Origin of the sequence: Streptococcus sp. FSL R7-0248, from assembly GCF_037967965.1 — a bacterium.
In the GTDB taxonomy this organism is placed as follows: domain Bacteria; phylum Bacillota; class Bacilli; order Lactobacillales; family Streptococcaceae; genus Streptococcus.
In genome coordinates this window covers 2,174,142-2,188,950 of sequence record NZ_CP150201.1, presented here as the reverse complement: position 1 = coordinate 2,188,950, position 14,809 = coordinate 2,174,142, and the positions used below count along the sequence as shown (strand labels likewise).

Annotated in this window: 13 protein-coding genes; 11 read left to right on the top strand and 2 right to left on the bottom strand. The window is 37.7% G+C overall.

The window, feature by feature from the left end:
* Positions 1–53 precede the first annotated feature (53 nt).
* The 9 genes from NYE32_RS10265 to rpsD all read left to right on the top strand — a co-directional run bounded on the left by NYE32_RS10265 (position 54) and on the right by rpsD (position 10,784).
* Positions 54–1,763, top strand: coding sequence for a hypothetical protein (locus NYE32_RS10265; RefSeq protein WP_073689287.1), 1,710 nt, complete (start codon positions 54–56; stop codon positions 1,761–1,763).
* 144 nt (positions 1,764–1,907) lie between these two features.
* Positions 1,908–3,029: a tRNA 2-thiouridine(34) synthase MnmA gene (mnmA, locus tag NYE32_RS10260; RefSeq protein ID WP_060972944.1), complete on the top strand. Its 1,122-nt coding sequence runs from the start codon at positions 1,908–1,910 to the stop codon at positions 3,027–3,029.
* 19 nt (positions 3,030–3,048) lie between these two features.
* Entirely contained in the window at positions 3,049–3,663 is a 615-nt protein-coding gene (locus NYE32_RS10255; protein WP_073689267.1) for a MarC family protein, read from the top strand.
* A 179-nt stretch (positions 3,664–3,842) separates the two neighbouring features.
* The gene (gene mnmG / locus NYE32_RS10250; RefSeq protein WP_073689268.1) at positions 3,843–5,744 is read left to right on the top strand and encodes a tRNA uridine-5-carboxymethylaminomethyl(34) synthesis enzyme MnmG; all 1,902 of its coding nucleotides are present in this window, start codon (positions 3,843–3,845) and stop codon (positions 5,742–5,744) included.
* Between the two features lie 73 nt (positions 5,745–5,817).
* A complete protein-coding gene (locus tag NYE32_RS10245; RefSeq protein WP_073689269.1) occupies positions 5,818–7,782 on the top strand; it encodes a DHH family phosphoesterase in 1,965 nt (654 codons plus the stop codon).
* 1 nt (position 7,783) lies between these two features.
* A complete protein-coding gene (gene rplI, locus NYE32_RS10240; protein WP_002885729.1) occupies positions 7,784–8,242 on the top strand; it encodes a 50S ribosomal protein L9 in 459 nt (152 codons plus the stop codon).
* Positions 8,243–8,285: 43 nt separating this feature from the next.
* Complete coding sequence (dnaB, locus tag NYE32_RS10235) at positions 8,286–9,647, top strand: replicative DNA helicase (RefSeq protein WP_073689270.1); 1,362 nt, start codon at positions 8,286–8,288, stop codon at positions 9,645–9,647.
* Between the two features lie 25 nt (positions 9,648–9,672).
* Positions 9,673–9,975, top strand: a complete 303-nt coding sequence (locus tag NYE32_RS10230) for a Veg family protein (RefSeq protein WP_002885699.1) — start codon at positions 9,673–9,675, stop codon at positions 9,973–9,975.
* A 197-nt stretch (positions 9,976–10,172) separates the two neighbouring features.
* Positions 10,173–10,784 carry a 30S ribosomal protein S4 gene (gene rpsD / locus NYE32_RS10225; RefSeq protein WP_002885833.1) on the top strand — a complete coding sequence of 204 codons (612 nt, stop codon included), beginning with the start codon at positions 10,173–10,175 and terminating at the stop codon, positions 10,782–10,784.
* A gap of 210 nt (positions 10,785–10,994) precedes the next feature.
* On the opposite strand, the gene NYE32_RS10220 is transcribed toward rpsD, so the two are convergent.
* Complete coding sequence (locus NYE32_RS10220) at positions 10,995–11,183, bottom strand: hypothetical protein (protein ID WP_110980772.1); 189 nt, start codon at positions 11,181–11,183, stop codon at positions 10,995–10,997.
* A 115-nt stretch (positions 11,184–11,298) separates the two neighbouring features.
* Here NYE32_RS10220 and NYE32_RS10215 point away from each other — a divergent pair, with 115 nt between their 5' ends.
* Positions 11,299–11,661 carry a DUF1304 domain-containing protein gene (locus tag NYE32_RS10215; protein ID WP_110980773.1) on the top strand — a complete coding sequence of 121 codons (363 nt, stop codon included), beginning with the start codon at positions 11,299–11,301 and terminating at the stop codon, positions 11,659–11,661.
* 74 nt (positions 11,662–11,735) lie between these two features.
* On the opposite strand, the gene NYE32_RS10210 is transcribed toward NYE32_RS10215, so the two are convergent.
* A complete protein-coding gene (locus NYE32_RS10210) occupies positions 11,736–12,281 on the bottom strand; it encodes a TetR-like C-terminal domain-containing protein (protein ID WP_339157128.1) in 546 nt (181 codons plus the stop codon).
* 122 nt (positions 12,282–12,403) lie between these two features.
* On the opposite strand from NYE32_RS10210, the gene NYE32_RS10205 reads away from it, so the two are divergent.
* Positions 12,404–14,773, top strand: coding sequence for a YhgE/Pip domain-containing protein (locus NYE32_RS10205; RefSeq protein WP_339157033.1), 2,370 nt, complete (start codon positions 12,404–12,406; stop codon positions 14,771–14,773).
* Positions 14,774–14,809: the final 36 nt, after the last annotated feature.

Here is a 14,809-nt window from a genome sequence, read left to right as displayed (position 1 = left end):
GGTTAATATGTTTTATAGAGCTTTTTGTTATAATAGGAATGAAAGGTATAGCAATGAAACAAATTTTTAAATCAAGAGAAAAGTTGTGGGTTTCTCTTATTATTATAGCTTTTGCTGTGTTATTGGTTACACCACAACTATTTACAAGAAAAGTCATTTTAGGTTCAGATTCCATCTTTCACTATAACAGATTCTATGAAGCTGCTATGCAACTAAAAAATGGTAACCTTTCTTACTTTTTATCTTTATATGGATTCCAACAGTCAGGCCGCATTGTCAATGCTCTTTACGGTCCTTTTTTTGCCTATTTACAAGGAGGGCTTGTTTTAATAAGTGGCACTTGGTTTCGTTATCAGATTGTGTCAAGGGTATTACTACATATACTGTCTGAGTCCTCAATGTATGCTTTGCTCAAGCAGTGTAAAGTTAAGACAACAATTGCCTTGTCACTAGGTTTACTTTATGCGACAACATTCTCTATTCAATACTGGACGATGCGTCAGGGGTTCTCTAGTTGGGGAGCAGCTTTACTACCTTTTTGTTTTATTCCAGCAATTCACTATGTCTTTTATCAAAAAGTAGAACCAATTAGACTTGCCTTATCTATGGCATTGATTTTTCAGGTTCACGTACTTAGTGCTTTGATGCTAGTGATGATGTATCTTCCTTTTTATCTTTACACTTTTGTAAAGTCTCCTATCGCAAAGAAAAAGGAAACCTTCGTGCAAGTCGTTATAGCAGTCATTCTGTTCCTCTTACTGACTGTCAATATCTGGTTAGTACTCCTATATTTGAGAGGGACTAATCACCTTTTAGATCCATTTATAAATAGAGAAATAGGTAAGAATGGGATAGATGGAACGGCAAGATACTGGCTATATACCCCAATTTCCTTAATGGTGTTACTCATTTTACAGTTTATTTACGCTGTTTTGAATTGGAAGAAATTTGCTAAATGGAAAAAAATACTGCATTTTATTTATTTTATCTTTTTCTTCTTATCGACAGGTCTTTTTCCATGGCAGTATCTAGTAGAAAATGGAAATACATTTGCTGAATTGATTCAATTTCCATTTAGATTTTTTGTTCCTGCGACTATTTTACTTTTAGCAATTACAGGGTTAACGGTCACGCGATTTGTAAACTGGCGAAAAAGTATTGCTGTTTTACTCTTTGCCTTTGCGGGCGTTGGTCTTATTCAGAATATGATGGATACTACCGATCGTGTAAAAACTGCGGCACAAGATGGTGAACTTATTTCCATTGTTAAACATACTTACGTTGAAGGAGATTACCAGACGATAAGTCTTACCATGAATGACAGTGACTTGTCACAGTTTTTAAATTTAGTTGTCAAACCCACACCAGATTACGTACCGATTTATGGGAAAATAGGTGAGCAGAATACTTACGATCTTTATTATAAAAATATCGTTACGAATCAGAAGGCAGAAAAGCTAGTAGAAGATGGTTATCTTGTATTAACTTGGCCAGCTGCTGAAGGGGAGGAACTGAATCTACCAATAGTTGTTTATAAAGATTCTATCTTGACACTAAATGGTAAAGAACTAGACAAGGATGACTATAGTTTGTCAACGATTGGTACACCGACCGTTTCATCACAAAAAGGACAGAATAAACTTGTGTTAAGTTATCAGGAGCCAGGATGGCTATTTGTAGCGTTAGTGATTCCAATAATAGTTCTGGGAGTAATAGGTTTACAGTGGCTTTACACAAAAATAAGTATAAAAAAGGTTGCCTAGTGGTAACCTTTTTGCATTATTCTTTAATCATGATATAATTAGGCTTGCGTGCTTTTACGCTTCAAAATCGACCTTCAAATCGATATTTGAATAACTAGACCCTTCAAGTCTATGTTAATTTTTATTTGATGGGAGGAGTTATCTATGACTGATAATTCAAAAACACGTGTTGTTGTCGGTATGAGTGGTGGCGTTGATTCATCAGTGACAGCCTTACTTTTAAAAGAGCAAGGTTATGATGTAATCGGTGTTTTCATGAAAAACTGGGATGACACAGATGAGTTTGGTGTGTGTACAGCAACCGAAGATTATAAAGATGTAGCAGCAGTAGCTGATCAGATTGGTATCCCCTATTACTCTGTCAACTTTGAAAAAGAGTACTGGGATCGTGTATTTGAGTATTTCTTAGCAGAGTACCGTGCAGGCCGTACACCTAATCCAGACGTTATGTGTAATAAGGAAATCAAGTTTAAGGCATTCTTAGATTATGCGATGACATTGGGAGCAGATTATGTGGCTACAGGACATTACGCTCAAGTTGTTCGCGATGAAGACGGCATTGTCCATATGTTGCGTGGTGCAGATAATAATAAAGATCAAACCTACTTCCTTAGTCAACTTTCGCAAGAGCAGTTGCAGAAAACGATGTTTCCCTTAGGACATCTACAAAAGCCAGAAGTTCGTGAGATTGCTGAACGTGCAGGTCTTGCAACAGCCAAGAAAAAAGATTCGACAGGAATTTGTTTTATTGGTGAGAAAAACTTTAAAGAGTTTCTTAGCCAATACTTGCCAGCTCAAAAAGGTCGTATGATGACTGTCGATGGTCGTGATATGGGGGAACATAACGGACTCATGTATTACACCATTGGTCAACGTGGAGGTATGGGTATTGGTGGTCAAAAAGGTGGCGATAATGCTCCTTGGTTTGTAGTAGGGAAAGATCTTTCTAAAAATATTCTTTACGTGGGTCAAGGTTTCCACCATGAGTCGTTGATGTCAACTTCACTTGATGCTTCAATGATTCACTTTACTCGAGATATGCCAGAAGAATTTGAAATAGAATGCACAGCAAAATTCCGTTATCGTCAACCTGATAGTAAAGTTACTGTAAAGGTTAAGGGTGATAAAGCAGAGGTTATTTTTGCTGAACCTCAGCGTGCTATTACACCTGGTCAAGCTGTTGTTTTCTATGATGGTCAGGAATGTTTGGGCGGCGGTATTATTGACCAAGCGTATAAAGACGGAAAAGTTTGTCAGTATATCTAACTGGAGTTAAGTAATAACGATGAGTTCACAATTGTTTTTTGCATTTATGGCATTTTTCGCTATAATGAATCCAATTTCAAATCTTCCTGCTTACATGGCTTTAGTAGCAGATGATAGTCAAAAAATTTCACGAAAAATTGCTTTTAGGAGTCTTTTGATTGCCTTTGTTATTATAACTGTTTTTATCTTTTCAGGAGATTTCATTTTTAAAGTATTTGGAATTACAATTGTTTCTTTCAGAATTGCTGGTGGAATATTAGTGGCCGTTATCGGTTATCATATGATTAATGGTAATCATTCACCTAGCTATAAAGGAATGGAGCAGCAAGCAGTAAATTCAGATCCAATGTCTATTGCTATTTCTCCTCTTGCAATGCCGCTTTTTGCAGGACCAGGAACAATTACAACTGCCTTAAGCTTGGCTAATGGAGGTTTGCGGAATCAACTAATAACCGTAGTTGCTTTTGCTATACTATGTGTAATCACTTATCTCCTACTAAGAAGTGCAAAACAAATTGCAGGCTTCTTTGGAAAAAATTTGATGAAAATTATAACGAAAATGATGGGACTTTTACTATTCTCGATAGGAATACAGATGATTATCGTCAGTGTGCAGACCTTGATCAAACAGTGATTTGCATTGACAAAACGATTTGATTTGATAAAATAACTTTAACAATAGTCATGATGGTCAAAGCTCATGAGAATTGTGCGTTTTTGCGTACAGTTTTCTGGAGTTTTGGCTATTTTTGTAGGAAAAAAATAAAGAAAGGATGGGGCAGTTGATTGTAAATCACTGCATAAATCTAAAAAATGTCTTACGAGTTTGATGAAAATTTTGATGTAATTGTTGTTGGTGCTGGTCATGCGGGAGTAGAAGCCTCCCTAGCTGCAGCCCGCATGGGATGTAAGGTTTTATTAGCGACTATTAACCTAGAGATGCTGGCATTTATGCCATGTAATCCTTCTATTGGAGGATCGGCCAAGGGTATTGTTGTCCGTGAGATTGATGCCCTCGGCGGAGAGATGGGTAAAAATATTGATAAAACTTATATTCAAATGAAAATGTTGAATACTGGTAAGGGACCTGCTGTCAGAGCTTTACGTGCACAAGCAGATAAAGCCTTGTATGCTATGACGATGAAGCATACAGTTGAGCGTCAGGAAAACTTAACTCTCCGTCAGTCAATGGTTGATGAAATTCTTGTTGAAGATGGTAAGGTAGTTGGTGTCAGAACAGCCACAAATCAAAAATATGGAGCAAAAGCGGTTATTGTAACAACAGGAACGGCTTTGCGTGGTGAAATTATCCTAGGTGAGCTCAAATATTCTTCAGGTCCTAATAATAGCCTTGCATCTGTTACATTGGCAGATAACCTAAGGGATCTTGGCCTTGAAATAGGAAGATTTAAAACGGGTACCCCTCCTCGTGTTAAGGCATCATCAATTAATTACGAAGAAACTGAAATTCAACCAGGTGATGAAAAGCCAAATCATTTTTCATTCTTGTCGAAAGATGAAGATTATCTTCAGGATCAAATACCTTGTTGGCTAACTTATACGAATCAAGAGAGCCACGATATTATCAATAATAATTTACACCGTGCACCAATGTTTTCAGGTATTGTCAAGGGTGTAGGACCTCGTTATTGTCCATCAATCGAAGATAAAATTGTCCGATTTGCCGATAAGAATCGCCATCAACTTTTCCTTGAACCTGAGGGAAGAGAGACTGAAGAAGTCTATGTGCAAGGCCTGTCAACTAGTCTGCCAGAAGATGTTCAAAAAGAGTTGATTCACTCAATTAAAGGTCTCGAGAAGGCAGAGATGATGCGAACTGGTTATGCGATTGAATATGATATCGTGCTCCCTCATCAATTACGTGCAACACTTGAAACGAAGTTAATTTCAGGTCTCTTTACAGCAGGACAGACCAACGGAACTTCTGGATACGAGGAAGCAGCAGGTCAAGGTCTAGTTGCTGGTATCAATGCAGCTCTGAAAGTCCAAGGTAAACCTGAGCTTATTCTCAAACGTAGTGATGCCTATATTGGTGTAATGATTGACGATCTTGTCACGAAAGGAACCTTGGAGCCATATCGTTTATTGACATCACGCGCAGAGTATCGTCTCATATTACGTCATGATAATGCTGACATGCGCTTGACACCTATTGGTCGAGAAGTTGGTTTGGTTGACGATGAACGTTGGAATATCTTTGAAATTAAGAAAAATCAGTTTGACAGCGAGTTGACACGTTTATCAAAAGAAAAATTAAAACCAATTAAAGAAACGAATGAGAAAATTCAAGCTCTAGGCTTTAAGCCATTGACAGATGCCATGACAGCTAAAGAGTTTATGCGTAGACCAGAGATTGATTACGCCACAGCTACTCAGTTTGTGGGTCCAGCTGCAGAAAATTTGGACGCTAAGATTATAGAGTTGCTTGAGACTGAAATCAAGTACGAAGGTTATATCAATAAAGCTTTGGATCAAGTAGCTAAGATGAAGCGTATGGAAGAAAAGAGGATTCCCCAAAATATTGATTGGGATGCTATTGATTCTATTGCTACTGAAGCTCGTCAAAAATTTAAGAAAATCAATCCTGAGACCATTGGTCAAGCGAGTCGTATTTCAGGGGTCAATCCAGCAGATATCTCAATTCTGATGGTTTATCTTGAAGGCAATAATAAGGCCCGCAGAAAAGTAGATTAACGGTGGTAACACGTTTAAAAGCCTTTTAATTAAGGCTTTTTTATGTTATAATTGTTAGATTAAGAGGTTTTATATGAAAAGATTTCACTTTGCAACGATTCATCTTATAATGATTGGGTTAATTCTTTTTGGAATTGCTACTATTTTTGTTCGCGTACTAAAATCGGAGTCTGCCCTCATTTTTGCGCTTTTTATTATTATGGTAGTAGTTGTTGCCTTATTGCATTACCAAAAGACAACATATGAGTCCTTAGAAATAGAGCAATTAGATGAACTGAATCAGGATGTTGAAGATTCTTTGAAGACCCTTCTCGGAAAGATGCCTGTTGGGGTTATCACTTTTGATGAGAACGATCATATTGAATGGTTCAACCCCTATGCGAAGCTAGTACTTTCGGATGAAAATGGAAATTTCAATAAACAGTTGATTGCGGATTTTATTTCCCAGAAACGAAAAGGTTCGCCTTCGAATGTGATAACCGTTGGTGACAATAAATATGCCGCTTTTGTGGATTTTGACAATAAGTTGACATATTTTATTGACAATGTTTATGATCAAGATGAAAATGCTGATCCAAATATGACTCGTCCTGTTATCGGGATTATTTCAGTTGATAACTACGACGATGTGACAGGAAGTTTACCCGATGCCGATGTTTCAAAAATCAACACATTCGTGGCAGGGTTTATTTCTGAGTTTGCTAAGGCTAAGCATATTCATTATCGACGTATTGAAGGCGATCGTTTTTACTTCTTCACCAATTACAGTGTTTTGACAGAATTCATGGATCAAAAGTTTTCTGTCTTGGATGACTTTCGTCAGCAGGCTCAAGAGCGTGGTTTACCACTGACTTTGAGCATGGGAATTTCGTTCGGTACGCTTAAGCATGATCAAATCGGTCAGGTTGCCTTGCAGAATCTGAACATCGCACTAGTTCGCGGTGGAGATCAAGCTGTTGTCAAGGAAAACGATGATCACAAGGAACTTCTTTATTTTGGAGGAGGTTCTGTCTCAACAGTAAAACGTTCTCGTACAAGAACAAGGGCTATGATGACTGCAATCTCAGATAAGTTGAAAACAGTCGAAAAAGTGTTTGTTGTCGGACATAAGAATCTCGATATGGATGCTCTAGGGGCCACTGTCGGTATGGCTCATTTTGCTAGTCAAATTGTTCGAAAAAGCTATGCTGTTTACGATGATACGGCTATGAATGCAGATGTTGAGCGTGCGGTCGAACGCTTAAAAGAAGATGGTCAATCACCTCTTATTACACTTTCAGAGGCTGAAGAGTTAGTCAACCAACAGTCATTACTAATTATGGTTGACCATTCTAAAATCAATTTAACTTTGTCTAAGGATTTTTATGATCGATTTAATGAAGTTATTGTGGTAGATCATCACCGTCGAGATGACGATTTTCCTAAAAATGCTGTTTTGACCTTTATTGAAAGTGGGGCAAGCTCAGCCTGTGAATTGGTTACGGAGTTGTTGCAATTCCAAGGTGCCCCAGAACGTTTGAGTAAAATCCAAGCCTCTATCCTTATGGCAGGTATCATGCTGGATACTAAAAATTTCTCAACTCGTGTGACTAGTAGAACCTTTGATGTCGCCTCTTATCTACGTAGTTTAGGAAGTGACAGTGGAGAAATCCAAACAATCTCTGCTACTGATTTTGAAGAGTATCGACGTATCAATGAGTTAATTCTATCAGGTGAACGTATTACAGATGATATCATTGTTGCCTCAGGTGATAATCCTAAATGTTATAATAATGTTGTGATTTCTAAGGCAGCAGATACGATGCTTTCCATGGCAGGTATCGAAGCAACTTTTGTTGTCGCTAGGACAAGCGATTCTACTGTGAATATCTCTGCTCGAAGTCATAAAACGATTAATGTACAACGTATTATGGAGAAAATGGGTGGTGGTGGCCATTTCAACTTAGCTGCCTGCCAATTGCGAGACTGTAGTGTTGCTCAAGCAAAAAATAAATTGATTGAAACTATTATGGGAGAGTTGGCTCCCAAGGAGGACTAAAATGAAAGTTATTTTCTTACAAGACGTTAAAGGTAAAGGTAAAAAAGGCGAAATAAAAGAAGTACCATCAGGTTATGCTCAAAACTTCTTGATTAAAAAGAATCTTGCTAAGGAAGCGACAAACCAAGCTATCGGTGAGTTGAAAGGCAAGCAAAAATCTGAAGAAAAACATGCAGCAGAGTTGTTGGCTGAAGCGAAGCAAGTTAAAGAGCAACTTGAAAAAGAAGAAAATCGTCTTCAATTTACTGAGAAGGTCGGACCAGACGGACGTACTTTTGGTTCAATTACAGCCAAAAAGATTGCAGAAGGACTTCAAAAACAATTTGGTATAAAAGTTGATAAACGTCATATTGAACTTGAACATCCTATTCGTGCGATTGGTCTGATTGAGGTTCCTGTAAAGCTTCATAAAGAAGTGAGCGCACAAATTAAACTTAACATCAAAAATAGTGCTGAGTAATTCGTTGACACTATAAGTAAATCTTGTAAAGGAGGGAATAATTGTGGTAGAGGCTCAAGAATTACGAGTACAACCTCATGATTTAGTAGCGGAACAGTCTGTTCTAGGGGCTATTCTCATTAACCCGGAAAAGTTGATTACAGTTCGAGAATTTATCGAAGCAGACGACTTTTACAAGTATTCCCATCGTGTCATTTTTAAAGCAATGGTAACGCTGTCGGATCGAAATGATGCCATTGATGCCACGACAGTACGTACCATTTTAGATGACCAAGATGACCTCCAAAATATAGGGGGTATTTCTTATCTTGTAGATTTGGTCAATAGTGTCCCAACATCCGCAAATGCTGAGTACTATGCTAAGATTGTGGCTGAGAAAGCCATGCTTCGACGTATTATAAATAGGCTGACAGAGACTGTCAACCAAGCATATGAGGGCGCAACAGAATCTGATGAAATTATTGCGAATGCTGAGAAAGCCTTGGTTGATGTTTCAGAGCATAGTAATCGTAGTGGTTTCCGCAAAATATCTGAAGTTCTTGACGTTAATTTTAATACCTTGGAGATGCGTTCCCAGCAAACATCAGATGTTACTGGATTACCAACAGGTTTCCGTGACCTTGACAAGATTACAACAGGTTTACACCCTGATCAATTAATTATTTTAGCAGCTCGCCCCGCAGTTGGTAAAACAGCCTTTGTGTTGAACATTGCTCAGAATGTTGGCACCAAGCAAAATAAAGCTGTTGCAGTCTTTTCATTAGAGATGGGTGCAGAAAGCTTAGTTGATCGTATGTTGGCAGCTGAAGGGATGATTGATTCTCATGCTTTACGTACAGGTCAATTGACAGAGCAAGATTGGAATAATGTTATGATTGCTCAAGGAGCACTGGCTGAGGCACCTATTTACATAGATGATACCCCTGGTATAAAGATTACTGAGATTCGTGCACGGTCCCGTAAATTGTCACAAGAAGTAGAGGGTGGTCTTGGTCTCATTGTGATTGACTACTTGCAGTTGATTACAGGTACGCGACCAGAAAATCGCCAACAAGAGGTTTCAGATATTTCAAGACAGTTAAAAATCCTGGCCAAGGAGCTCAAAGTTCCTGTAATTGCCTTGAGTCAGTTATCTCGTGGGGTTGAACAACGTCAGGACAAACGTCCAGTATTATCTGATATCCGTGAGTCAGGATCTATCGAGCAGGATGCCGATATTGTCGCCTTCTTGTATCGTGATGATTACTACCGAAAAGAGGGTGAAGAACCAGAAAATGCGATTGAAGATAATACCATCGAAGTTATCCTAGAAAAAAACCGTGCTGGTGCGCGTGGAACAGTCAAGTTACTATTCCAAAAAGAATACAATAAATTTTCATCGATTGCTCAGTTTGAGGAATCATAATTTTCAGATTTAAGGAGATATATATATGAGTGATGCATTTGCAGATGTTGCTAAGATGAAAAACATCAAGGAAGCTATTAAGTCACATGAAGGTCAGCTAGTAGAATTGACCCTAGAGAATGGGCGTAAACGTGAAAAGAATAAAATTGGTCGATTGACAGAAGTTTATCCATCATTGTTTATTGTTGAATATCAAGACTTCAGTTCCCAAGCAGGAGCTATTAATAATAGTTATGTTGAATCTTACACTTATTCAGATATTTTGACTGAGAAGACTCTCATTCGTTATTTGAGTCCTGAGGAACAAGCTGAAATCGAAAATAAATAAGAAAAAGCCTTTACTTGGGCTTTTTTTCGTGGTAAAATATTTAAGTATGTGAAATAATAGCAGGATAAAATGAAGCTCGTCAACAGGAAGTCGGCTAGAAAAGTAACCTTTGCTGTTTGGGCGAAGTCTTTCTGAACGAATCAGGTTTATCTAAAACGTTATTTCCTAAAAATATTTTTTATAGGAGGACATTATTAATGTCACGTTATACAGGTCCATCATGGAAACAATCACGTCGCCTTGGTTTCTCACTTACAGGCACAGGTAAAGAATTGGCACGTCGTAACTACGTACCAGGTCAACACGGTCCAAACAACCGTTCAAAACTTTCAGAATACGGTTTGCAATTGGCTGAGAAACAAAAACTTCGTTTCTCATACGGTTTGGGTGAAAAACAATTCCGTAACTTGTTCGTACAAGCTACTAAAGTTAAAGGTGGAACACTTGGTTTCAACTTTATGGTTCTTTTGGAACGTCGTCTTGACAACGTTGTTTACCGTCTTGGTCTTGCAACTACTCGTCGTCAAGCACGCCAATTCGTAAACCACGGTCACATCCTTGTTGATGGTAAACGTGTTGATATCCCTTCATACCGCGTTGAAGTTGGTCAAGTAATCTCAGTTCGTGAAAAATCAGCTAAGGTTCCTGCTATCCTTGAAGCAGTAGAAGCTACTATCGGACGTCCAGCATTTGTATCATTCGATGCTGAAAAACTTGAAGGTTCATTGACACGTCTTCCAGAACGTGATGAAATCAACCCAGAAATCAACGAAGCACTTGTCGTTGAATTCTACAACAAAATGCTTTAATTTTAAGATTATTGTATCGAAAAGCCCGTTGTTATGGGCTTTTTTGTTTGTCTTAAATCATTGATTTCTAGGTTTGTTCAGTTACAAGTTTCCTAAAGCCATTTCATAGAATGAGACGGCTTTTTGTTTTCGAATATTAAAAAGACCCCTAGTCTGATACAAGTGACTAAGGGATTCGTAACATGATGATAGATGATTTTGAGGTATAAATTATTTATTATCCAATCCGCCTTCAAAATCTGCTGAAACGTTTGAAACGTAGTTGGTGAAGTAGCTTTCAAAATCTTTTTTTAGTTGGTCGTACTCCTCTTCGGAGTAATCTTTATCCTCTATATAAGCCTGAAATCTAGGAATTCCCAAATCTTTTTGGAGATGTTGGATTACTTCTGTCTTTGTCATAAGAACCTCTCTTTCATTCTTTATTTTACCATATTTCAAATTGTATGAAGCATACATGTTGTTTTAAAAGTTTACTTTTGATATACTGTCAAAGTTATTTAAGAAGGAGGCTACTATGTCTATTATTACACTGATCTTAGCTGGGATTGTTGCTTTGGAGCATCTCTATATCATGTATTTGGAAACTTTTGCGACACATTCAGACACGACTAGTCGTGTTTTCAATATGAGTAAAGAAGAACTTCAACGTGATTCTGTTACAAACTTATTTAAAAATCAAGGGATTTACAATGGTTTGATTGCTGTATTCCTCTTGTATGGGATTTTCACAAGTAGTCAGCTACTTGTAACTGTTTTTGTACTCAATGTTTTCTTTGCTGCTATTTATGGTGCTATGACTGCAAATAAGAAAATTATTTTAACGCAAGGTGGACCCGCAATCTTGACCTTACTTTCACTTATCATTTCCTTATTTTAAGGATTTTATTGTAAAAGAAAAAGCTGCTTTAACTGTTGAAATGGTTTGCAGCTTTTTATGCTTTTGAAGTTGTTTTATTGTGGAATAAATCGTAGAAGAAAATCTGTCATTTCTCGGGGGGATTCTTTTTTTCCTTTATTTATCCAGGCTTGACAAGCACCAAAAATAGCGTGCGCAAAATAAATACTGGCATAGTCTTTCTCAAATCCTTTTAGAGATCTTTCTTCAGCACTAGGGACAATGAAGTCCTCAGCTATCATACGCTGAAGTTTGTGTATTAGAAAATCTTGAATTTCTTTTGATCCATTGGTAGACAATAGAGCTGATAGGAGTTTTTCACGAGTAAGAAATTCAAAGATTTCGAGGAAGGCTCCCTCTTTCTTTCCTTCGTATTTATCGAAGATATACTCTAGTTTATGGAAAAGCTCTTTCTGATAACTATCAATCATTTCATACTTATCTTTGTAGTGGGTATAAAAACTCGAACGGCTAATCCCAGCTGTTTGAACCAGACGAATGGTAGTAATATCATTGAAATCTTGGTCTTTAAGGCATATTACTAAAGCATCTAAAAGAGCTTTTTTAGTTTGAGCTCGCCTTTGATCTTTTGACTTACAAATCTCCTTTTATACACTTTTAGACTATGTGTCCAAAAACTAATTATTTAACATTGATTTTCATGTAAATGAGTTTATAATTGATTATATCATAAAAATAAACACAATGTCTAAAAAGGAGAAATATGTTAGCAGAATTAAAGGCGCTTCTTAAAAGTCCAAAGCTCTGGATAACTATTATTGGTGTTTCATTGATACCCGCTTTATATAATCTAATCTTTTTATCTTCTATGTGGGATCCTTATGGAAATGTAAAGCATCTGCCAGTAGCCGTAGTGAACAAAGATAAGAGTGCTAGTTTCCAGAATAAAACTCTAAATATTGGTCATGATATGGTAGACAATATGTCTAAAAATAAAAATCTAGACTATCATTTTGTGACTGAAAATGAAGCCAAAAAAGGAATTGATGATGGTGACTACTATATGGTAATCACTTTTCCAGAAAATCTCTCAAGTAATGCAGCAAGTCTTTTGACAAATGATCCTAAGAAACTTGAAATTTCTTATCAGACAACAGCAGGGCATAGCTTCGTTTCTTCAAAAATGAGCGATTCTGCCATGTCTAAGTTAAAGGATACCGTTTCTAAAAATATTACGTCAACTTATGTTGGAGCTGTCTTTAAGAGTATGTCTCAACTTCAGGGTGGTATGGGAACTGCGGCGAATGGAGCTAGTCAATTATATGCAGGTGCAGGCGCACTTCAGTCTGGGAGTCAGACTTTATCAAGTGGTTTAGGAACTCTTGCTGGTTCTACACAGACATTGGCTACAGGTGTTGATACCTTGAGTTCAGGTGCATCTGCCTATACTTCAGGTGTGTCAACTTTGTCAGGTGCTCTGTCACAGTTAAACGCTAACTCTGAGGCTGTTAATTCTGCTGCAGGTCAATTTGTATCAGGAGCAGATGCTATGAGTACCTTAGTTACTGGTGCAGATTCTTTGTCAACTGCACTCAGTCAAATGGCTACGGCAACAAGTTTATCTGAAGAACAGCAAGCACAGTTGTCAACCTTGTCAACTAATTTAACCGATTTAAATACAGCAATTCAAAATCTCAATACAGCGGTAAGTAACACATCATTACCTAGTGGAACATCAACAACATCAGTAGATACAAGTTCAATAGCGACTTATCTTTCAAATATTTCTTCTGCGGCTAGTTCTATAGCTACAGCTAGTGCCACTGACAAAGCGAACGATTTGGCTGCGGTACAAGGAACAGCTGCTTATCAAAGCTTGACGGCAGATCAACAAGCAGAGATTACATCGGCAATTAGTAACGCAGGATCTACGGCTAGTAGTTACGCTTCAACTATTGCATCAGAAGTGTCAAGTATGTCAACGGCCTTATCTAGCTTGACAGGTACGACAACAACTAGTAGCGGAGATTCAAGTAGTTTAGCTTCTCTACAAACATCTATTTCAGGCATTGCAAGTTCGGCGAATGCTCTTCTTCCTGTAGCTTCATCAACGGTATCATCAATGCAAGCTAATATTGCTAATGTCAATTCGGTACTTGTCAATCAATTATCACCAGGAGCAATTCAAGTGGCTTCAGGTGTGTCAACCGCTCAAAGTACTCTAGCAACAGGTGCAAGCGCACTTTCAACTGGTTTGTCAACTTATACTGGTGCTGTGTCAACAATTGCTAGTGGCGCTCAAACTCTAGATGCTAACAGTAGTAGTTTAATGACTGGTTTTTCTACTCTTCAAAGTGGTACAAGTGCTCTCAATGCAGGTGCTCAACAATTAGCAACTGGAGGAAACACCTTAACAAATGGTTTGACAAGTCTGTCAACTAACCTTTCTACATTATCTGATTCATTAAACAAAGCTAATCAGCAACTCTCTCTTGTTTCTGTAAACTCAGACAATGCAAAAATGGTGAGTGCTCCGCTCAAAGAGAAGAAAACTGATAAGGATAAGGTTGACACTAATGGTGTGGGAATGGCTCCATATATGATTTCTGTTTCTCTTATGGTTGTCGCTCTTTCAACTAATGTTATCTTTGCTAAGAGCTTGACAGGAAGAAAATTTACGGGCCGTTTTGATTGGGCTAAGAATAAGTTACTTATCAATGGTATTATTACAACTATGGCTGCTGTTGCGCTTTATATTGCCATTCGATTTGTGGGAGTTGAACCAAATCATCCATTAGCTACATTTGGTATGATTCTCCTTGCAGCATGTACTTTAATGGCGCTGGTTACAGCCCTTGTGGGTTGGGATGATAGATATGGTGCATTTGCTTCCATGATTATACTCCTTTTGCAGTTAGGTTCTAGTGCAGGAACTTATCCAATTGAACTTAGTCCTAAGTTCTTTAAGGTCGTCCAACCATTCTTACCAATGTCCTACTCGGTATCAGGTCTTCGTCAAACTATTTCAATGACAGGACAGATCTCAGATCAAGTTCGTATGCTATTTATTTTCTTACTTATCTTTGTAGTTGTAGGTATTATTATTTATAGACCAAAGTTTGAAAATGAATAAACTAAAAGCCAGCTCTAATGTGAGCGGGCTTTTTTA

Bases quoted from the DNA above. Each gene is read 5' to 3' on its own strand.
- NYE32_RS10265 (WP_073689287.1), top strand. From the start codon at position 54: ATGAAACAAATTTTTAAATCAAGAGAAAAGTTGTGGGTTTCTCTTATT.
- mnmA (WP_060972944.1), top strand. From the start codon at position 1,908: ATGACTGATAATTCAAAAACACGTGTTGTTGTCGGTATGAGTGGTGGC.
- NYE32_RS10255 (WP_073689267.1), top strand. From the start codon at position 3,049: ATGAGTTCACAATTGTTTTTTGCATTTATGGCATTTTTCGCTATAATG.
- mnmG (WP_073689268.1), top strand. From the start codon at position 3,843: ATGTCTTACGAGTTTGATGAAAATTTTGATGTAATTGTTGTTGGTGCT.
- NYE32_RS10245 (WP_073689269.1), top strand. From the start codon at position 5,818: ATGAAAAGATTTCACTTTGCAACGATTCATCTTATAATGATTGGGTTA.
- rplI (WP_002885729.1), top strand. From the start codon at position 7,784: ATGAAAGTTATTTTCTTACAAGACGTTAAAGGTAAAGGTAAAAAAGGC.
- NYE32_RS10230 (WP_002885699.1), top strand. From the start codon at position 9,673: ATGAGTGATGCATTTGCAGATGTTGCTAAGATGAAAAACATCAAGGAA.
- rpsD (WP_002885833.1), top strand. From the start codon at position 10,173: ATGTCACGTTATACAGGTCCATCATGGAAACAATCACGTCGCCTTGGT.
- NYE32_RS10220 (WP_110980772.1), bottom strand. From the start codon at position 11,183: ATGACAAAGACAGAAGTAATCCAACATCTCCAAAAAGATTTGGGAATT.
- NYE32_RS10215 (WP_110980773.1), top strand. From the start codon at position 11,299: ATGTCTATTATTACACTGATCTTAGCTGGGATTGTTGCTTTGGAGCAT.
- NYE32_RS10205 (WP_339157033.1), top strand. From the start codon at position 12,404: ATGTTAGCAGAATTAAAGGCGCTTCTTAAAAGTCCAAAGCTCTGGATA.